This is a genomic window from Streptomyces sp. DSM 15324 (genome assembly GCF_001514285.1).
Taxonomy (GTDB): Bacteria; Actinomycetota; Actinomycetes; order Streptomycetales; family Streptomycetaceae; genus Streptomyces.
Genome location: NZ_KQ949034.1, coordinates 28,046 through 48,016, shown reverse-complemented (window position 1 = coordinate 48,016; position 19,971 = coordinate 28,046). Strand labels below are relative to the sequence as shown.

Genomic DNA, 19,971 nt, shown 5'->3' with positions numbered 1-19,971 from the left:
GAGCGGGCCATGCGTCTGACAGGGAAGACCGTCGTCGTCACCGGGGCGGCCCGCGGGCTCGGGCGGGCCACCGCGGTGGCGTGCGCGGCCGAGGGCGCCGACCTGGCGCTCCTCGACATCTGCGGCGACCTGCCCGGGGTGCCGTATCCGCTGGGCACCGAGGGGCAGCTGGAGCACACCGCGGCCCTGTGCCGGGAGGCCGGCTCGGCCGTGCTGACCGCCCGCTGCGACGTCCGCGACCTCCGGTCCGTCGAGGAGGCGGTGGCGCTCGCCGGGGACCGGTTCGGCGCCCTCGACGGGGTCGTCAACAACGCGGGCATCGCGGCGCCCTCCGGCCGCCCCGCGCACGAGATCGGCGAGGAGGAGTGGGCGCTGATGATCGACGTCGACCTCTCCGGTGCCTGGCGGATGATCCGTACCGTCGGCAAGGCCATGTGCGCCCGCCGCTCGGGCAGCATCGTCAACGTCGCCTCCACGGCGGGCCTGGTCGGCTACCGGCACTTCGCCGGGTACGTCGCCGCCAAGCACGGACTGATCGGGCTCACCAGGGCGGCGGCCCTCGACTACGCCCCCCGCAAGGTCCGGGTCAACGCCGTCTGCCCCGGCTCGGTCCGCGACGACCCGGCCGCCGAGGGGCGGATGCTCGCCGAGATCGCCCGCGCCCTCGACGTACCGGTGGGCGAGCACGAGGAGGAGTTCGTCGCCGCCCAGCCGATGAACGCGCTCATCGAACCGGAGGACGTGGCGGCGGCCGTCGTCCACCTCCTCTCCGACGACGCACGGCAGGTCACCGGGACGACCCTGACGGTCGACGGCGGGTTCTCCGCGCGCTGAACGCCACGGGCAGCAACAGGATCAGGATCAGGATCAGGGGAGGTCACCCGTGCCGGGTGCACAGTGCCATGCCGTCCGTGTCCCGGTGACCGGGACGGACGTACGACGACTGCGGGACCGGCTGGCCGCGGCGGGCCCCTGGCGGCTGTGGACGGACGACGTCCCGGCCGCCCCGGGCGAGCCGCTCGCCGTCCGCCGCCGTGAGGCCGAACTGCGCCGCCCGGTCGAGCGGGACGTGCGCTGCGTCCTGCTGCGGTACGGCGACGGCACGGCGGACCTGGTCCTCGTCGCCCACCGCGACCGCCTGGACGGGGCCGGGCTGCGCCGGCTGACGGAGGTGCTGACGGGGGAGCGCCCGCCCACCCCGTGCCCCGGACCCGACGCCGGGCGCGCCCCGTTCCCGGCCGCGGCCGGCGCCCCCGACTGGGGTGGGGGCGACCCGTCCGCCACGACCTGCGGCACCTACGCCCTGGACCTGCCCTTCCCGCACACCGCACCGGCTCTGCCCGCCCTGGCGCTGACCCTCGCCCGCTACGACGGCCACGGCGGGACCGGCTCGGCGACGGTCGCCACCGACCGGACCGGGCCCCTGCGGTACGAGCTGCCCGACTCGGCCACCCTGGGCGAGCTGGCCCGGACGGAACCGCGGCGGGTGACCGGGGCGGTGCTCGCGGGGCTCCTCGACGACGGCGACGCGGTCCCCGCCGGCCATCTCCCCTGCCTCGCCCCGCCCTTCCCCCTCACCTTCGCCTTCTCGCCCCTCCCCTCCGGCGGCACCCGTCTCACCTGCCACTACCGGCACAGCCATGTCTCGACGGCGGTCGCCGAGGGCTTCACCCGGCACTACGCCACGGTCTGCCGGCAGGCAGCCCTCGCCCCGGAGACGACGGTCGGGGACGTGGAGCTGCTGGACGCCGAGGAGCGCTCCCGGGTGGCCCGGCTCGGCCGGCCCGCCGCGACGCCGCGCTCCGCGCCGGACACGCTGCCCGCGGCGTTCGCGCGGATCGCCGCCGCCTCCCCCGACGCCGTCGCCCTCTGCGACGGCACCACCGACCTCACCTACCGTGAACTGGACGAACGGTCCGCCCGCGTCGCCGCCGGGCTGCTGGCCCACGGCGTCCGCCCCGGCGACCGGGTCGGGGTCTGCCTGGAGCGCACCGCGGAACTCGTGGTCACCCTGCTCGGCGTGGTCCGGGCGGGTGCGGCGTACGTGCCGACCGACCCCGCCTACCCGGCCGAGCGGCTCGCCCACACCGTCGGGGACGCCGGGCTGCACCTCGTGGTGACCCGCCTCGCCGCGTTCCCGCGCGCGGACGGGGTCGTCCTCGTGACGCCCGCGGACCTGGCCGAGGCCACCCCGGCCCCCCTCCCCGAAACCGCCCCGGACGACCCCGCGTACGTCATCTACACCTCCGGCTCCACGGGCCGCCCCAAGGGCGTGCTGGTGCCGCACCGCAACGTGACCGCCCTGATCGACGCCACCCGGGACACCTACCGGCTCGGCCCCGACGACACCTGGACCCTCTTCCACTCCGCCGCCTTCGACTTCTCGGTGTGGGAGATCTGGGGCTGCCTGCTGACCGGCGGGCGGCTGGTCGTGGTGCCGTACTTCGTCAGCCGCGAGCCCGAGGACTTCCGCGACCTCCTCCTGGAGCGAGGGGTCACGGTGCTCAGCCAGACCCCGTCCGCCTTCTCCCAGCTGCTGCGGACCGACCACGCCGCGCTGCCGGTCCGGCTGGTGGTGTTCGGCGGCGAACCCCTGGACAGCCGCATGCTGCTGCCCTGGTTCGACCGGCACCCCGAAACCGCCTGCCGCACGGTCAACATGTTCGGCATCACCGAGACCACCGTGCACGTCACGGCCCAGACCGTCACCCGCGCGCTCGCCCTCGCCGGCTCCCGCTGCGTCGGCCCCGCCCTGCCCGGCTGGCACCTGTACGTCACCGACGGGCGCGGCCGGCTCGTGCCGCCGGGCGTCACCGGCGAGATCCTGGTCGGCGGCGCGGGCGTCGCCACCGGCTACCTCGACCGGCCCGCGCTGACCGACGAACGCTTCCTGCCGGACCCGTACGCCGAAGAGCCCTCCGCCCGGCTGTACCGCAGCGGCGACCTCGGCCGGCTCCGCCCCGACGGGCGGCTCGAACACCTCGGCCGGATCGACAGCCAGGTCAAGATCCGGGGCTTCCGCATCGAGCTCGACGAGATCCGCTCGGTGCTCCTGGAGGACCCCGCCGTCACCGCCGCGGCCGTCGTGGTGCGCCGCGAGGACCCCGCCGACCCGGCCACGGCCCGTCTGGACGCCTACGTCGTACCCGCCGAGGGTCCCCCGGCCGCCGACCCGCAGGGCATCCGCAGGCGGGCCGCCGGAATCCTTCCCGAGCACATGGTCCCGGCGACCGTCACCCCCCTCGACGCCCTGCCCCTCACCGCCAACGGCAAGCTGGACGCGGACCGGCTCCCGGCCCCGCTGCGCTCCCCGGCCACCGCGGCGACCGCCCCGCGGACCTCCGACCCGGTACGTGACACTGGTCTCGCCGAGGCCCTGCAGGAGATCTGGGCATCCGTCCTCGGCACCCCCGTCGGTCTCGACGACGATTTCTTCGAACTCGGCGGAAACTCCCTGTTCGCCGTCCGTGTCAGCGCCGCCCTGCGCGCCCGCGGACTCACCGCCGTACCGCTGCGCGACCTCTACCGCACGCCCACCATCCGGGCCCTCACCGGCTGACGCCCCGGCCCCGCCGCGCGACGAGCGGGCCGCCCCGAACCCCAATCGCGTTAACATGACGAGAAATCGTCCGGTACCCCGCGCGGACTGGAACGGGAAGGCCGCCCTCGCGTGAGTGCATTTCAACAACCAGACCCCAGGGACCGCCCCGCGCGGCTCACCGTCGGTGTCGTCGGCGCCGGCCGCGTGGGGCCTGCCCTGGCCGCGTCCCTCCAGCTCGCCGGACACCGCCCGGTGGCCGTCTCCGGAGTCTCCGACGCCTCCCGGCGGCGGGCCGCGCTGCTGCTGCCCGACGTGCCGCTGCTGCCGCCCGCCGAGGTCCTCCGCCACGCCGACCTGGTGCTGCTCACCGTCCCCGACGACACCCTGCCCGGCCTGGTGCAGGGCCTCGCCGAGACCGGCGCCGTACGGCCCGGACAGCTCCTGGTGCACACCTCCGGCCGCTACGGCGCGCAGGTCCTCGAACCCGCCCTGCGCGCGGGCGCGCTGCCCCTGGCCCTGCACCCCGCGATGACGTTCACCGGCACGCCCGTCGACGTCCAGCGCCTCGCCGGCTGCTCCTTCGGCGTGACCGCCCCCGACGAGCTGCGGCTGGCCGCCGAGGCCCTCGTCATCGAGATGGGCGGCGAACCCGAGTGGATCGCCGAGGAGAACCGCCCGCTCTACCACGCGGCCCTCGCCCTCGGCGCCAACCATCTGGTCACCCTCGTCGCCCAGTCCATGGAGCTGCTGCGGGCGGCGGGCGTCGCGGCCCCCGACCGGATGCTGGGCCCCCTCCTCGGCGCCGCCCTCGACAACGCGCTGCGCTCCGGCGACGCCGCGCTGACCGGCCCCGTCGCCCGCGGTGACGCCGGCACGGTCGCCGCGCACGTCGCCGAGCTGCGCCGGCACGCCCCGCAGACCGTCGCCGGGTACCTGGCGATGGCCCGGGCGACCGCCGACCGCGCGCTCGCCCACGGACTGCTCAAGCCGGAACTGGCCGAGGACCTCCTCGGCGTCCTCGCGGGCCGGGCCGACGGCGCCCCGGGCACCGCCGGCCCCGAAGGAGACGCCGGATGACCACCCCCACCCTCCTGCGCACCGCCGCCGAACTGCACGCACGCGCGCGGGGCGGCCGCCGGGCCGTCGTGATGACGATGGGCGCCCTGCACGAGGGCCACGCCACGCTGATCCGCACCGCCCGCGACCTCGCCGGGCCGGACGGCGAGGTCGTCGTCACCGTCTTCGTCAACCCGCTCCAGTTCGGCCGGGGCGAGGACCTCGACCGCTATCCGCGCACCCTCGACGCCGACCTCAAGATCGCCGGCGAGGCGGGCGCGGACGCCGTGTTCGCCCCGGCCGTGGACGAGGTCTACCCCGGCGGCGAACCCCAGGTCCGGATCAGCGCGGGCCCGATGGGGGAGCGGCTGGAGGGCGCCTCGCGCCCCGGCCACTTCGACGGCGTGCTCACCGTCGTCGCCAAGCTGCTCCACCTCACCCGGCCCGACGTGGCGCTGTACGGCCAGAAGGACGCCCAGCAGCTCGCCCTGATCCGCCGGATGGTCCGGGACCTGAACTTCGGCGTCGAGATCGTCGGCGTCCCCACCGTCCGCGAGGACGACGGGCTCGCCCTGTCCAGCCGCAACCGCTACCTCTCCGCGCCGCAGCGGCGCACCGCCCTCGCGCTGTCGGCGGCCCTGTTCGCCGGCCGCGACCGGCACGCCGCCCAGGAGGCGCTGCGGGCACGCGCGCGTGAGGTGCCCGCCACGCACGCGCGTGCCGAGGCGCTCAGCGCCCTCGGGGAGTCCCGCGCGGCGGCCGACGCCCACGCCGTCGCCCAGGCCGCCCCGGGCGGTCCGGCCGCCGTCCGCGCGGCCGCCCGGCTGGTCCTCGACGAGGCCGCACACCTGGACCCGCCGCTGGAACTCGACTACCTCGCCCTCGTCGACCCGTCCGACTTCACGGAGATCGGCGACGGCGAGGACGGTTTCACCGGCGAGGCCGTGCTCGCCGTCGCCGCCCGGGTCGGGACGACCCGGCTGATCGACAACCTCCCCCTCACCTTCGGATCCTTCGGAGCCGCCTCGTGACCAGCACAGGCATACGACTGCACGCGCCCGCCCCGGGCTGGTCGATCTCCGCCGACGTGGTGGTCGTCGGCTCCGGCGTGGCGGGGCTCACCGCGGCCCTGCGCTGCGAGGCCGCCGGCCTGAACACCGTCGTCGTCACCAAGGCCCGGCTCGACGACGGCTCCACCCGCTGGGCGCAGGGCGGCATCGCCGCGGCCCTCGGCGAGGGCGACACCCCCGAGCAGCACCTGGACGACACCCTGGTGGCGGGCGCGGGCCTGTGCGACGAGGAAGCCGTCCGCATCCTCGTCACCGAGGGCCCGGACGCCGTACGGCGGCTGATCGAGACCGGCGCGCACTTCGACGAGTCCGCCGAGGGCGACCTGGAACTCACCCGCGAGGGCGGCCACCACCGGCGCCGGATCGCCCACGCGGGCGGCGACGCCACCGGCGCCGAGATCTCCCGCGCGCTCGTCGAGGCCGCCCGCGCGCGGGGCGTACGGACCATCGAGAACGCCCTCGTCCTGGACCTGCTCACGGACGCCGACGGCCGCACGGCGGGCGTCAGCCTGCACGTGATGGGCGAGGGCCAGCACGACGGCGTGGGCGCCGTGCACGCCCCGGCGGTCGTGCTCGCCACGGGCGGCATGGGCCAGGTCTTCTCCGCGACCACCAACCCGTCCGTGTCGACGGGCGACGGCGTGGCGCTCGCGCTGCGGGCCGGTGCGGAGGTCAGCGACCTGGAGTTCGTGCAGTTCCACCCGACCGTGCTGTTCCTCGGCCCGGACGCGGAGGGCCAGCAGCCGCTGGTCTCCGAGGCCGTGCGCGGCGAGGGCGCCCACCTGGTGGACGCGGACGGCGTGCGCTTCATGCTCGGGCAGCACGAACTCGCCGAGCTGGCGCCCCGGGACATCGTCGCCAAGGGCATCATGCGCCGGATGCAGGAGCAGGACGCCGAGCAGATGTTCCTCGACGCCCGCCACTTCGGCGCCGAGATGTGGGAGCACCGCTTCCCCACGATCCTCGCCGCCTGCCGCGCCCACGGCATCGACCCCGTCCACGACCCCATCCCGATCGCCCCGGCGGCCCACTACGCCTCCGGCGGGGTACGCACCGACTCGCGCGGCCGCACGACCGTCCCGGGCCTGTACGCGTGCGGCGAGGTCGCCTGCACCGGGGTGCACGGCGCGAACCGGCTCGCCTCCAACTCCCTCCTGGAGGGCCTGGTCTACGCCGAGCGGATCGCCGCCGACATCGCCGACACCCACGCCGGCCACGCGCTGCCCGCGCGCGTGCCCGCCCCCGTGGAGCACCCGCTCCGGCCCGCGCACCCGCTGCTCGGCGCCGAGGCCCGGTTCGCGATCCAGCGGATCATGACCGAGGGCGCCGGGGTGCTGCGCTCCGCCGAGTCCCTGGCCAAGGCCGCCGACCAGCTCCAGCGCCTGCACGCCGAGGCCCGGGACGCGCTGGACGAGAACGGCAAGACCGCCGAGCCCGGCGTGGACACCTGGGAGGCCACCAACCTCCTGTGCGTGGCCCGCGTCCTGGTCGCCGCCGCCGCGCTGCGCGAGGAGACGCGCGGCTGCCACTGGCGCGAGGACCACGCCGACCGCGACGACGCGGCATGGTGCCGGCACATCGTCGTACGGCTGAATCCGGACCGGTCCCTCGCCGTACACACCACCGATACCGCAGACTTCCCCCCGACCCGGCAGCACCAGCAGGAGCAGTGACACACGTGAGCACCGACGACCTCCCCCTCGCCCCGACCGGCGGCTGCGGCGACGGCTGCGCCTGCGGCGCAGAGGGCGACCTCGGCGACGAGGAATACCTCGAGTGCGGTCTCGACCCCGCGCTCGCCCAGCTCCTGGCCGAGGCCGGGCTCGACCCGGTCGAGGTCGAGGACATCGCCAACGTCGCCATCCAGGAGGACCTGGCGCACGGCGTGGACGTGACGACGGTCGCGACCATCGCCGAGGAGGCGGTGGCCACCGCCGACTTCACCGCGCGTGAGGCGGGCGTGGTCGCCGGCCTGCGGGTCGCCGAGGCGGTCGTCTCGGTGGTGTGCACCGACGAGTTCGAGGTCGAGCGGCACGTGGAGGACGGCGACCGGGTGGAGGCGGGCCAGAAGCTGCTGTCGGTGACGACCCGCACACGCGACCTGCTGACCGCCGAGCGCAGCGCCCTGAACCTGCTGTGCCGGCTGTCGGGGATCGCGACGGCCACGCGCGCGTGGGCGGACACCCTTCAGGGCACGAAGGCACGCGTGCGGGACACCCGCAAGACCACGCCGGGCCTGCGCTCCCTGGAGAAGTTCGCGGTCCGCGCGGGCGGTGGCGTCAACCACCGCATGTCGCTGTCGGACGCGGCCCTCGTCAAGGACAACCACGTCGTCGCGGCGGGCGGCGTCGCCCAGGCCTTCACGGCCGTGCGGGAGGCCTTCCCCGACGTGCCGATCGAGGTGGAGGTCGACACCCTGCACCAGCTCCGCGAGGTCGTGGACGCGGGCGCCGACCTGATCCTGCTGGACAACTTCACCCCCGGCGAGTGCGCCGAGGCGGTGGGCATCGTCGGCGGACGGGCCCTGCTGGAGGCCTCGGGCCGGCTGACCCTGGAGAACGCCAAGGCCTACGCCGACACCGGCGTCGACTTCCTGGCCGTCGGCGCCCTCACCCACTCCTCGCCGATCCTGGACATCGGCCTGGATCTGCGGGACGCGGAGTAGGGAGCGGGTACCGGTCATGCTGCTGACGATCGACGTGGGGAACACCCAGACGGTGCTCGGCCTGTTCGACGGTGAGGAGATCGTCGAGCACTGGCGGATCTCGACCGACCCCCGCCGTACGGCCGACGAGCTCGCGGTCCTCCTACAGGGCCTGATGGGCATGCACCCGCTGCTGGGCGTGGAGCTGGGCGACGGCATCGACGGCATCGCGATCTGCGCGACCGTCCCCTCGGTGCTGCACGAACTGCGCGAGGTGACCCGCCGGTACTACGGCGACGTCCCCGCGATCCTCGTCGAACCGGGAGTCAAGACCGGGGTGCCGATCCTCTTCGACAACCCCAAGGAGGTCGGCGCCGACCGCATCATCAACGCGGTCGCCGCGAACGAGCTCTACGGCGGCCCGGCGATCGTCGTCGACTTCGGCACGGCGACGACGTTCGACGCGGTCAGCGCGCGCGGCGAGTATGTGGGCGGGGTGATCGCCCCGGGCATCGAGATCTCCGTGGAGGCCCTCGGCGTCAAGGCGGCCCAGCTCCGCAAGATCGAGGTGGCCCGGCCGCGCAGCGTGATCGGCAAGAACACGGTCGAGGCGATGCAGTCCGGCATCGTCTACGGCTTCGCGGGCCAGGTCGACGGTGTGGTCACCCGGATGGCCCGGGAGCTGGCGGAGGACCCCGACGACGTCACCGTGATCGCGACGGGCGGCCTCGCGCCCATGGTCCTCGGCGAGTCGTCGGTGATCGACGAGCACGAGCCGTGGCTGACGCTGATCGGGCTGCGGCTGGTGTACGAGCGGAACGTCTCCCGCATGTGAGGGGCCGGGGGGCGGATTCGCGCGCGCCACACCTGCCCCCTATGTCGAATTTGTCCGATTAGCGCGTATCGTCGGCACATGCCCACGCCATACGGATCCCGCGGCGGCATGGCGTTCGGCGCGGAGGAGCTGCGCGTGCTCCGCCGCGCCCTCGCCCTCGCCCTCCACCCCGGCCCCGCCAGCGACGAGGACGTCCAGGACTGCCATCGCCTAGCCGAGTCCCTCGACGAGGCCCTGTGCGAGGCCGCCCGGTTGCGGGCCTTCCTGGTGGCCGACCTCGGCCGGTACCGCGCCGCCCTGCCCGGCGCCGCCGCCGGCTACCTCCCGCTCCTGGAGGAGGTCCTGGCCACCGGGCACCGGCCCGGCCCCGAGGACCTCGCCGCGCTGCGCACCCTGCGGCACGATCCGGCCGCCGCCGCCCTCCTGGCCCGCTGCCAGGTGCTCGCCGAGCAGGACGTACGGGCCCGCCTGGCGCGCCGCACGCCCCGCCAGGCCTCTGTGGCCGCCCCCCTGGTCCCGGCGTCCCGTACGCGCCTCCTCGCCCTTCCGGGAGGCCGCTCCGCCGAGGCCGACGGCGCCCCGGCGACCGGCTCCGACGACGCACCGCGCGAGGAGCCCCGCAAGAAGCCCGCCGAGCGGCCCGCCGCACCGGCTCCCGGCCCGGCTCCCGGCCCCGTGAAGCGGCCCGCCCCCGAACCGGGCCGCCGCCCCGTCCCCACCCCGGGCGAGGTCTTCCCGCGCCGCAGACCCACCCCCGCGCCGCCGCCCGCCGAACCGGAGCAGCGGACCCTGGCCGTCGGCTGAGACGCGCCGGTCCGACCCCGGCCCGGCGTCCCGTCCGCCCGTGGCTACCCTGGAGCCATGGACTATGTCTCCGCGCTGGTGCCCCCCGTCGTCATGGCCGTGTTCTTCATCGGTGTGATCAGGGTGATCGTGAAGAGCCAGGGAGGCGCCAACAAGGCCAAGGAGGACGCGGCCGTCGACGCCGCCCTCGCGCGCACGCAGGGCGCCGGCCAGGCCCCCGCGGCCACCGACGCCTGACCCCCGGCCCCCCTGGGCGTACGGCTCCTCCCGGAGCCGTACGCCCTTTTTGCTCCTGTTCGACAGCGTAAGCGCACGTTCGGCACGCGATTGCCGAGATCTCCCACTATTGTGCTGAGGGTGCCTCGCCCCTTGGGAGAACTCGAAGACGCGGTCATGACGCGGGTGTGGAAGTGGAACCGCCCGGTGACCGTTCGGGAAGTCCTGGAAGACCTTCAGCGTGAACGGTCCATCGCCTACACCACGGTGATGACCGTTTTGGACAATCTCCATCAGAAGGGCTGGGTGCGCCGCGAGGCCGAAGGCCGGGCCTATCGATATGAGGCGGTCTCCACCCGCGCCGCCTACGCCGCCGCCCTCATGAACGACGCCTGGGCGCAGAGCGACAACCCCGCCGCCGCCCTCGTCGCCTTCTTCGGGATGATGAGCGACGAACAGCGACAGGCGCTGCGCGACGCCGTACGCATCGTCCAAGGTCCCGAAACATCCGAAGCCGCATCCGCCGGCACCGCCGGGGAGAACCCCGCCTCGGCATCCGGGGGCGGCGGGCGATAGCGTCCGCACATGTCCGCAGAGAGCCCCGTCGGCGAGAACCCCGAGAACCCCGAGAACCTCGAAGTCAGCGCTAAAGCCATCACCGTCCGGCGGGCCCGTACCGCCGATGTCCCCGCCGTGCGCCGACTCCTCGACGCGTACGTCCGCGGCGGCATCCTCCTCGACAAAGCGACCGTGACCCTTTACGAGGACATCCAGGAGTTCTGGGTCGCCGAACGCGACGACAACGCCGAGGTCGTCGGCTGCGGCGCGCTGCACGTGATGTGGGAAGACCTCGCTGAAGTGCGCACTCTCGCCGTGAAGCCCGGCCTGAAGGGCTCCGGTGTGGGCCACCGGTTGTTGGAGAAGTTGCTGCACACCGCGCGCTGGCTCGGCGTTCGTCGCGTTTTCTGCCTGACCTTCGAAGTGGACTTCTTCGGCAAGCACGGCTTCGTGGAGATCGGCGAGACGCCGGTGGACACCGATGTCTACGCGGAGCTGATGCGTTCCTATGACGAGGGCGTAGCGGAGTTCCTCGGACTCGAACGAGTGAAACCGAACACCTTGGGCAACAGCCGGATGCTTCTGCATCTGTGATCGTGGCCCCCATTCCGGCGGACCGGCCTTGACCGGTGCCCTATGTCCGAAACGCGCACGTTTCCGGGCGAGGGGCGGGCTGTCGGCCTCTCCCAGGGGTTTGTGTTTTTCCGGCAAAAGCGGTTTGCTTTCCGACGTACTGCAGTACTGCATATAACAGGGCGCGGCTAAACGGCGGACGCCGCGGACCCCCGTCCCTCACGTTATCGATGAAAGGAAATCCGGTGGCACAGAAGGTTCAGGTCCTTCTTGTCGACGACCTCGACGGCGGCGAGGCTGACGAGACCGTGACGTTCGCGCTGGACGGCAAGACCTACGAGATCGACCTCACGACCGCCAATGCGGACAAGCTGCGCGGGCTTCTCGAGGCCTATGTGAAGGGTGGCCGTCGTACCGGAGGCCGTGCCTCGGGCGGGCGTGGAAAGGCGCGTGCCGCTTCCGGCAGCAGCCAGGACACCGCTCAGATCCGCGCGTGGGCGAAGGAGAACGGTTTCGAGGTCAACGACCGTGGCCGTGTTCCCGCGACCATTCGCGAGGCTTACGAGAAGGCCAACGGCTGAGCGGCGAGCCGTCGCAGCCGGACACGGTGACAGTGCGCTGCCAACGTGTCCACCAACCGCACGAGATCGGGGGCGTCCTTCGCGCCCCCCGACGCCGACACCGTCGGCAGCGAGGCCTCGACCTCGCACCCCGCCACGGGGGGCCGCAGCCACACGGCGGCCCCCTGCACCGGCGCCGGGCGGGTGCGGCCCGGGGCGACGAGCCCCGGCGGCACCGGCGCCCGCATGACCGAGCCCTCGCCGAGCGCCGACAGATCCAGCGGCAACGCGCCCCACTCCAGCCACTGGAGGATCCCCGGCAGCTCCTCGGCGCTCCCGGCGGCCACCAGGAGCCGCATCCGGCAGCCCCGGCCGGGCTTGCCGTCCCGGCCGGGCCCGTCGTCCCTGCCGAGTCCGTCGTCTCTGCCGAGTCCGTGGTCCCTGCCGCCCGGCCTCCCGCGTGTGCCTGTCCCGCCTGTGCCTGTCCCGCTTGTACCTGTCCCGGTTGTGCCGGTCTCGTGGTGCAGGGCCACCGGGAAGCCCGGTGGCCGGCGCCCGAGCGCCGCGAGGCCCGCCTCCGCGGGGACCTCCAGGACGTCGAAGCGGTCGCCCACGGAAAGTCGTACCGGCTCCCCGGGCACCGTCGCCCACCCCAGTTCGTTCTCGTACCAGCCGCGGACCGGCCCGTCGGGGCGGCGGGGAAGGGGGACGGAGCGGACCATGCCGAGTAGAACCGTCCCAAGAGCCCCGGAGTTACGCTGGGTGCCTTCATGGTCGCGCACAGTGGCGAACGGCGGTGCGCGCACGGGGCTCGGGAGGCGCAAGGTTGTTCGCCCGTAGCGGAGGGAAAGGGTGCGCCCGGCATGGACTGTCCGTCGCTGCGGGTAAGACTTCCCTAGTGGGAGGGGGCGACACGCAGGAAAGGGCGTCTCACGTTCGCCATCGGCGTACTGATGGTGAGGGTAACTGCCTGGCCTGCGGGAACATCGTCTCGCACCATCGGGTTGGAGCAGATGTCGGCGTTCGGGGTCAGGAGGCCATCGACGGTGTCGGCAGTTGGAATGAGCGGTCCCTGCTTGCGGGACTAAGCTGCGGTAGGACAGGGAGGGGAAGTTCCCCCCACTGCCTGACCGCTCTGAGGAGCGATTAACGATGTTCGAGAGGTTCACCGACCGCGCGCGGCGGGTTGTCGTCCTGGCTCAGGAAGAAGCCCGGATGCTCAACCACAACTACATCGGCACCGAGCACATCCTCCTGGGCCTGATCCACGAGGGTGAGGGTGTCGCCGCCAAGGCCCTTGAGAGCCTCGGGATTTCGCTCGAGGCGGTCCGCCAGCAGGTGGAGGAGATCATCGGCCAGGGCCAGCAGGCCCCGTCCGGGCACATCCCCTTCACCCCCCGTGCCAAGAAGGTCCTGGAGCTGTCGCTCCGCGAGGCCCTTCAGCTGGGCCACAACTACATCGGCACGGAGCACATCCTGCTCGGCCTGATCCGCGAGGGCGAGGGCGTCGCCGCCCAGGTCCTCGTCAAGCTGGGCGCTGATCTCAACCGGGTGCGGCAGCAGGTCATCCAGCTGCTCTCCGGCTACCAGGGCAAGGAGACCGCCACCGCCGGCGGGCCTGCCGAGGGCACCCCCTCGACGTCCCTGGTCCTCGACCAGTTCGGCCGGAACCTCACCCAGGCCGCTCGTGAGTCCAAGCTCGACCCGGTCATCGGGCGCGAGAAGGAGATCGAGCGGGTCATGCAGGTGCTGTCCCGCCGTACCAAGAACAACCCGGTCCTGATCGGTGAGCCCGGCGTCGGCAAGACCGCCGTCGTCGAGGGCCTCGCCCAGGCCATCGTCAAGGGCGAGGTGCCCGAGACCCTCAAGGACAAGCACCTCTACACCCTCGACCTCGGCGCGCTGGTCGCCGGCTCCCGCTACCGCGGTGACTTCGAGGAGCGCCTGAAGAAGGTGCTCAAGGAGATCCGCACCCGCGGCGACATCATCCTGTTCATCGACGAGCTGCACACGCTGGTCGGTGCGGGTGCCGCCGAGGGCGCCATCGACGCCGCTTCGATCCTGAAGCCGATGCTGGCCCGCGGTGAGCTCCAGACCATCGGTGCCACCACGCTCGACGAGTACCGCAAGCACCTGGAGAAGGACGCCGCCCTCGAGCGCCGCTTCCAGCCCATCCAGGTCGCCGAGCCGTCGCTGCCGCACACCATCGAGATCCTCAAGGGTCTCCGTGACCGGTACGAGGCCCACCACCGCGTCTCCATCACCGACGAGGCACTGGTCCAGGCCGCCACCCTGGCCGACCGGTACATCTCGGACCGCTTCCTGCCGGACAAGGCGATCGACCTGATCGACGAGGCCGGTTCCCGGATGCGTATCCGCCGGATGACCGCTCCGCCGGACCTGCGCGAGTTCGACGAGAAGATCGCCGGCGTGCGCCGCGACAAGGAGTCCGCGATCGACTCGCAGGACTTCGAGAAGGCCGCCTCCCTGCGCGACAAGGAGAAGCAGCTCCTCGCCGCCAAGGCGAAGCGTGAGAAGGAGTGGAAGGCCGGCGACATGGACGTCGTCGCCGAGGTCGACGGCGAGCTGATCGCCGAGGTCCTCGCCACGGCCACCGGCATCCCGGTCTTCAAGCTCACGGAGGAGGAGTCGTCCCGCCTGCTGCGCATGGAGGACGAGCTCCACAAGCGGGTCATCGGCCAGGTCGACGCCGTCAAGGCGCTGTCCAAGGCGATCCGCCGTACCCGCGCCGGCCTCAAGGACCCGAAGCGTCCGGGTGGTTCGTTCATCTTCGCCGGCCCGTCCGGTGTCGGTAAGACCGAGCTGTCCAAGGCGCTCGCCGAGTTCCTCTTCGGCGACGAGGACGCGCTGATCTCCCTCGACATGTCGGAGTTCAGCGAGAAGCACACGGTCTCGCGTCTCTTCGGCTCCCCGCCCGGATACGTGGGCTACGAAGAGGGCGGCCAGCTGACCGAGAAGGTCCGCCGCAAGCCGTTCTCCGTCGTCCTCTTCGACGAGGTCGAGAAGGCCCACCCGGACATCTTCAACTCGCTGCTGCAGATCCTGGAGGACGGTCGCCTGACCGACTCCCAGGGCCGGGTCGTGGACTTCAAGAACACGGTCATCATCATGACGACCAACCTCGGCACCCGGGACATCTCCAAGGGCTTCAACCTGGGCTTCGCGGCCTCGGGTGACACGAAGTCCAACTACGAGCGCATGAAGAACAAGGTCTCGGACGAGCTCAAGCAGCACTTCCGCCCCGAGTTCCTCAACCGCGTCGACGACGTGGTCGTCTTCCCGCAGCTGACGCAGGAGGACATCCTGCGGATCGTCGACCTGATGATCAGCAAGGTGGACGAGCGCCTGAAGGACCGGGACATGGGCATCGAGCTCTCCCAGTCCGCCAAGGAACTGCTGTCCAAGAAGGGCTACGACCCGGTGCTGGGCGCGCGTCCGCTGCGTCGCACGATCCAGCGCGAGATCGAGGACACGCTCTCCGAGAAGATCCTCTTCGGCGAGCTGCGTCCCGGTCACATCGTGGTCGTGGACACCGAGGGCGAGGGTGACACCAAGACCTTCACCTTCCGCGGCGAGGAGAAGTCGGCCCTGCCCGACGTCCCGCCGATCGAGCAGGCCGCCGGCGGCGCCGGCCCGAACCTGAGCAAGGACGCGTAGGCGTCCGCGCTCGGCTCGCACACAAAGGGGCTGCCCCGGGACTCGCGTCCCGGGGCAGCCCCTTTGTCGCGTGTGTCACTGTCACGTGTGGTGCGTGCCGTGCGTCAGGAGAGCTGTCCGTTGTAGTCCGGCAGCTTGTACGTCTTCTCGGCGTGGCCGCCCGAGAGGTCGGTGGCGCTGTTGCCGATGTTCGCGATGATCGTGTAGCCCTTCTTCTCGATGTCGACGCGCTGGGCGGTCTTGTAGGCGGCGACGTCCTTGAAGAGGTCGATCAGATTGCGGACGTAGAGCCCGGAGACCTTGTAGCCGACGTACTTGAGGTTGTAGTCGGTGAACGCGCCGATGATGTCCGGCCGGGCGGTGACGAAGAACAGCGCCACGCCGTGCTCCTGGGCGTACTTGGCGACGGCGAGGACCGGCTTGTTGGCCGGCGCCGGGTAGCTGAAGCCGAAGTCGCTCTCCAGCGTCGTGTTGTCGATGTCGAAGACGATCGCCTGCTTCTCGCCGGTCTGGGCGGCGGCGATGCGCTGCTTCAGATAGGGCAGGGCCTCGTTCATCACCGACTGGCAGTCGGCCTGCCAGGTGGCGTAGTCGACGTTCTCCGCGGCCGCGGAGGCGACGGTGGAGGTGCTGGTGGCCGTAGCCGCCTGGGCGCCCGCCGGGACGGCCATGGCGGTGACGGCTGCCGTCGCCGCGACCGTCATGGCTATGCGGCGCTTCCAGGTGGTGGTGGTCATGTGTGGGGTCCTCTCGCGTCCTGGCCTGCCTGTCGTGGGCATGCTGTGCTGTGGGGATGGCCTGCGGGGAACCAACGGGTTACCGGGGGAAACCTGCGGGTTACTGGACGGTAAGGCTCGGTGAGACCCCGCTCACAGACCCGTGCATCATTCGTGACCGGGGTCACAAGTCCCCCAAGGGGCAGGCGAGTAGCGTCGGTCACATCCCGAAGTCCCTTGCGGCGGGCGGTCGGTGACAAGCGGCACAGGTCATCGGCGGCCTACTAGCGCGGATAGTGGCAATGCAAAATCTGGCAAAAAGGACATAGCGCTCAGAACGCCTGAGGGTGGCCCGGCCTCCGGCATGGATCGGCGCCAAATGGGGCGTCTCGGCCCAACTGTCAAGAAGACGGGATTTCCGGGGTGAAGTACTAGCTTCCGTCGTACGTCACACATTTGGGGGTGCATCGCCCTCGGGGTTACCAAGGGATGGCCCACCCGGCAGGCGTTCTCGCGCCGGGTGGTCTTCCTGTCCCCGAACCCACGAGGTCCTCATGTTCCAGCGCGTCACGTCCCGTTCTTCCCGTACGTCCCTGCTCCGCACCCGCGTGGCCGTCGGGGCCGCCGCCCTGGGTGCCACGGTCGTGCTGGGGAGCGGGGTGGCGTCCGCCGCCGTGCCCGCCGCGAAGACGGCCGTCTCCGCCACCACCTGGGTCAAGCCGGTGGCGCACTACACCAAGTCCGCGACCTTCCACCAGGCCGGCGCCATGTGGCAGTCCACCCACAGCGGCCAGGACTTCGCCGTCCCGAGCGGCACCAAGGTCGTCGCCGCCCACGGCGGCACCGTGGTCAAGGCCGGCGGCAACGGCGCCGGTGACGGCCCGGCCTACGGCAACGCCATCGTCATCAAGCACGGCAACGGCACCTACTCGCAGTACGCGCACCTGTCGCACATCGACGTGAAGGCCGGCCAGATAGTGAAGACCGGTCAGCGCATCGCCCTGTCCGGCAACACCGGCAACTCCAGCGGTCCCCACCTGCACTTCGAGATCCGCAAGACCGCCAACTACGGCTCCGCGATCGACCCGGTCACCTTCCTGCGCGCCCACGGGCTGACCGTCTGACGGTGACAGGTGATCAGGCGCCCTGATGCGCCTGGGTCACGAGATCGACGGCGACCTCCAGGACGGCTGCGCGCTTGTCCTCCGGGTCGCCTTCGAGGTCCTGGAGGAAGAACATCCCGGCGTGCAGCGTGAAGATCGCACTCACGCAGCGGACCTGGTCGGTGAGCGGGGCGTCCGGGTCGATGATGATGTCCCGCAGCGCGCGCATCCGGTCCTTGAACGAGTCGCCGATCTGCAGCTCCCGTACCGTCGCCTGGTTCTCCTGCATGAAGCGGAAGAGCGGGGTCGCCTCGGCGAGGGCGCGGCTGTAGCGCCGGACGAGTTCCTGCTTGGTCTCCAGCGTGGGCGGCTGGCTCGCGCCCCACTCGATCAGGTCTTCGATCGGTTTCGTCAGATCCGTGAAGATGCTGACGATGATCTCTTCCTTGGTCTTGAAGTGGTAGTACAGGGCCGCCTTCGTGACCTCCAGCCGCTCCGCGATCTCGCGGAGGGAGGTCTTCTCGTACCCCTGTTCGGCGAAGAGCTCGAGCGCGACATCCTGGATGCGCTGGCGCGTGTTGCCGCGGCGCTGCTGCTTGGTCCCGTCCATGGTGCCGTCCATCCTCGTACTCCTCGCGCTCCCACGGAAACTTACTTGACGACCGGCTAGTGACAGGTCTACTTTCCTCAGTGTAGTGAACTAGCCGGGCGGCAAGTAAGTGGGCGGCCCGAAGCAGTGCCCAGGGGAGTGGAATCAATGGCGGACACCCAGACGATCGAGACCGAACCGGAGAAACAACCCAAGAGCGTGCGGGTCGTCCTGCTCGCCCTGATGATCACGATGATGCTGGCGATGCTGGACAACATGATCGTCGGCACCGCGATGCCGACGATCGTCGGCGAACTCGGAGGCCTGGAGCACCTCTCCTGGGTCGTGACCGCCTACACCCTCGCGACCGCCGCGGCCACCCCGATCTGGGGCAAGCTCGGCGACATGTACGGGCGCAAGGGCGCCTTCATGACCTCGATCGTGATCTTCCTGATCGGCTCCGCGCTCAGCGGCATGGCCCAGAACATGGGCCAGCTCATCGGCTTCCGCGCCGTGCAGGGCCTCGGCGCCGGCGGTCTGATGGTCGGCGTCATGGCGATCATCGGCGACCTGATCCCGCCCCGTGAGCGCGGCAAGTACCAGGGCATGATGGCCGGCGTCATGGCGCTCGCGATGATCGGCGGCCCGCTCGTCGGCGGCACCATCACCGACAACTGGGGCTGGCGCTGGTCCTTCTACATCAACCTGCCGCTCGGTGTGATCGCCCTCTCCGCGATCAGCGCCGTCCTGCACCTGCCGAAGAAGCGGGCCAAGGCCGGCATCGACTATCTCGGTGTCGTGCTGCTCACCGTGGGCATCACCTCGATCGTCCTCGTCACCACCTGGGGCGGCACGGAGTACGCCTGGACCTCCGCGCGGATCATGGAACTGATCGGGATCGGCGTCGCCTCCCTCATCGGGTTCGTGTTCTGGCAGACCAGGGCCGCCGAGCCGATCGTGCCGCTGCACATCTTCCGCAGCCGCAACTTCACCCTGATGTCCGTCATCGGCTTCATCACCGGCTTCGTGATGTTCGGCGCCACCCTGTTCCTGCCGCTCTACCAGCAGTCCGTACAGGGCGCCTCCGCCACCAACTCCGGGCTGCTGCTCCTGCCGATGCTCGGCGCGATGCTCGTCACCTCCATGGTCGCGGGCCGCATCACCACCAACACCGGCAAGTACAAGGTCTTCCCCGTCGTCGGCAGCGTCCTGATGGTCATCGGCCTCTACCTGCTGTCCACGATGGACACCGGCACCTCCCGCTTCACCTCCGGCGTCTTCATGGCCGTCGTCGGTCTGGGCATGGGCTGTCTGATGCAGATCACCATGCTGGTCGCGCAGAACAGCGTGGAGATGAAGGACATGGGCGTCGCCTCGTCCTCCACCACCCTGTTCCGTACGCTCGGCTCCTCCTTCGGTGTCGCGATCATGGGCGCGCTGTTCAACCACCGCGTCCAGGACGTCATGGCCGAGCGGGCCGGCGCCCTCGGCTCGAAGATCACCGAGCAGTCGGCGCAGCTGGACGCCGCCAGCCTGGCCAAGCTGCCGGCCGTGGCCCGCGAGGCCTACCAGCACGCGGTGTCCGCCGGTACCCACTCGGCCTTCCTGCTGGGCTCGGTCGTCGCGGTGGCCGCGCTGATCGCCGCCGTGTTCGTCAAGGAGGTCCCGCTCAAGGGGGCCGGGCCGCAGAAGGCGGACGAGGAGCCGACGACCGTGACTCCGCCGGTCGTCGAGGCCGTCTGACAGAGCATTCCCACGAAGGCCCCCGGGTGTCCGCCCCGGGGGCCTTCACCACATACCCCCCACCGCCGCGGCCTGCCGGCCTCCGGGCCGGATCCTCGCCGGTCTCCCCACTTGGATCCTTGCCGGTCTCCGGGCCGGATCCCTGCGGCCGGATCCCTGCGGCCTGCGGCCTGCGGCCGGATCCCTGCGGCCTGCGGCCTGCGGCCTGCGGCCTGCGGCCTGCTGGCTGGATCCTTGCCGGTCTCCCGGCCAGAACCTGACCCCGCCTGCTCGTGTCCGGTACCG

At 71.8% G+C, this 19,971-nt stretch carries 18 protein-coding genes; 15 read left to right on the top strand and 3 right to left on the bottom strand.

Annotated features, from left to right (window positions below; translation table 11 throughout):
* Positions 1-9: 9 nt before the first annotated feature.
* The 12 genes from AQJ58_RS31640 to AQJ58_RS31585 all read left to right on the top strand — a co-directional run bounded on the left by AQJ58_RS31640 (position 10) and on the right by AQJ58_RS31585 (position 11,878).
* A complete protein-coding gene (locus AQJ58_RS31640; protein ID WP_067256380.1) occupies positions 10-834 on the top strand; it encodes an SDR family oxidoreductase in 825 nt (274 codons plus the stop codon).
* Between the two features lie 49 nt (positions 835-883).
* Positions 884-3,559, top strand: coding sequence for an amino acid adenylation domain-containing protein (locus AQJ58_RS31635; protein WP_067256379.1), 2,676 nt, complete (start codon positions 884-886; stop codon positions 3,557-3,559).
* Positions 3,560-3,670: 111 nt separating this feature from the next.
* Positions 3,671-4,618: a Rossmann-like and DUF2520 domain-containing protein gene (locus AQJ58_RS31630; RefSeq protein ID WP_067256377.1), complete on the top strand. Its 948-nt coding sequence runs from the start codon at positions 3,671-3,673 to the stop codon at positions 4,616-4,618.
* Complete coding sequence (panC, locus tag AQJ58_RS31625; protein WP_067256375.1) at positions 4,615-5,628, top strand: pantoate--beta-alanine ligase; 1,014 nt, start codon at positions 4,615-4,617, stop codon at positions 5,626-5,628. The genes AQJ58_RS31630 and panC overlap by 4 nt, the downstream gene beginning before the upstream one ends.
* Complete coding sequence (locus AQJ58_RS31620) at positions 5,625-7,340, top strand: L-aspartate oxidase (RefSeq protein WP_067256374.1); 1,716 nt, start codon at positions 5,625-5,627, stop codon at positions 7,338-7,340. The genes panC and AQJ58_RS31620 overlap by 4 nt, the downstream gene beginning before the upstream one ends.
* 5 nt (positions 7,341-7,345) lie before the next feature.
* Positions 7,346-8,332, top strand: a complete 987-nt coding sequence (nadC, locus tag AQJ58_RS31615) for a carboxylating nicotinate-nucleotide diphosphorylase (protein ID WP_067256372.1) — start codon at positions 7,346-7,348, stop codon at positions 8,330-8,332.
* Positions 8,333-8,348: 16 nt separating this feature from the next.
* Positions 8,349-9,146 (top strand): type III pantothenate kinase, encoded by a 798-nt coding sequence (locus tag AQJ58_RS31610; protein WP_067256370.1) that lies wholly within the window; start codon positions 8,349-8,351, stop codon positions 9,144-9,146.
* Between the two features lie 108 nt (positions 9,147-9,254).
* Positions 9,255-9,950: a hypothetical protein gene (locus AQJ58_RS31605; protein ID WP_067256369.1), complete on the top strand. Its 696-nt coding sequence runs from the start codon at positions 9,255-9,257 to the stop codon at positions 9,948-9,950.
* 57 nt (positions 9,951-10,007) lie between these two features.
* On the top strand, positions 10,008-10,187 hold the full coding sequence (locus AQJ58_RS31600) for a hypothetical protein (RefSeq protein ID WP_067256367.1): 180 nt from the start codon (positions 10,008-10,010) through the stop codon (positions 10,185-10,187).
* A gap of 156 nt (positions 10,188-10,343) precedes the next feature.
* Complete coding sequence (locus AQJ58_RS31595) at positions 10,344-10,742, top strand: BlaI/MecI/CopY family transcriptional regulator (RefSeq protein ID WP_067256365.1); 399 nt, start codon at positions 10,344-10,346, stop codon at positions 10,740-10,742.
* 9 nt (positions 10,743-10,751) lie between these two features.
* Entirely contained in the window at positions 10,752-11,318 is a 567-nt protein-coding gene (locus tag AQJ58_RS31590) for an amino-acid N-acetyltransferase (protein WP_067256363.1), read from the top strand.
* 224 nt (positions 11,319-11,542) lie between these two features.
* On the top strand, positions 11,543-11,878 hold the full coding sequence (locus tag AQJ58_RS31585; protein ID WP_055631914.1) for a histone-like nucleoid-structuring protein Lsr2: 336 nt from the start codon (positions 11,543-11,545) through the stop codon (positions 11,876-11,878).
* Here AQJ58_RS31585 and AQJ58_RS31580 read toward each other — a convergent pair.
* Entirely contained in the window at positions 11,857-12,579 is a 723-nt protein-coding gene (locus AQJ58_RS31580; RefSeq protein WP_067256361.1) for an SCO3374 family protein, read from the bottom strand. The two genes, AQJ58_RS31585 and AQJ58_RS31580, sit on opposite strands and share 22 nt — an antisense overlap.
* Positions 12,580-13,009: 430 nt before the next feature.
* Here AQJ58_RS31580 and AQJ58_RS31575 point away from each other — a divergent pair, with 430 nt between their 5' ends.
* Complete coding sequence (locus tag AQJ58_RS31575; protein WP_067256359.1) at positions 13,010-15,535, top strand: ATP-dependent Clp protease ATP-binding subunit; 2,526 nt, start codon at positions 13,010-13,012, stop codon at positions 15,533-15,535.
* Positions 15,536-15,639: 104 nt separating this feature from the next.
* On the opposite strand, the gene AQJ58_RS31570 is transcribed toward AQJ58_RS31575, so the two are convergent.
* Positions 15,640-16,272 carry an HAD family acid phosphatase gene (locus tag AQJ58_RS31570; protein WP_067256357.1) on the bottom strand — a complete coding sequence of 211 codons (633 nt, stop codon included), beginning with the start codon at positions 16,270-16,272 and terminating at the stop codon, positions 15,640-15,642.
* A gap of 533 nt (positions 16,273-16,805) precedes the next feature.
* Here AQJ58_RS31570 and AQJ58_RS31565 point away from each other — a divergent pair.
* A complete protein-coding gene (locus tag AQJ58_RS31565; RefSeq protein WP_067256356.1) occupies positions 16,806-17,375 on the top strand; it encodes a M23 family metallopeptidase in 570 nt (189 codons plus the stop codon).
* Between the two features lie 13 nt (positions 17,376-17,388).
* Here AQJ58_RS31565 and AQJ58_RS31560 read toward each other — a convergent pair whose 3' ends face one another.
* Positions 17,389-17,976 carry a TetR/AcrR family transcriptional regulator gene (locus tag AQJ58_RS31560; protein WP_067256353.1) on the bottom strand — a complete coding sequence of 196 codons (588 nt, stop codon included), beginning with the start codon at positions 17,974-17,976 and terminating at the stop codon, positions 17,389-17,391.
* Between the two features lie 135 nt (positions 17,977-18,111).
* Here AQJ58_RS31560 and AQJ58_RS31555 point away from each other — a divergent pair, with 135 nt between their 5' ends.
* Positions 18,112-19,686, top strand: coding sequence for an MDR family MFS transporter (locus tag AQJ58_RS31555; protein WP_067256351.1), 1,575 nt, complete (start codon positions 18,112-18,114; stop codon positions 19,684-19,686).
* Positions 19,687-19,971 lie beyond the last annotated feature (285 nt).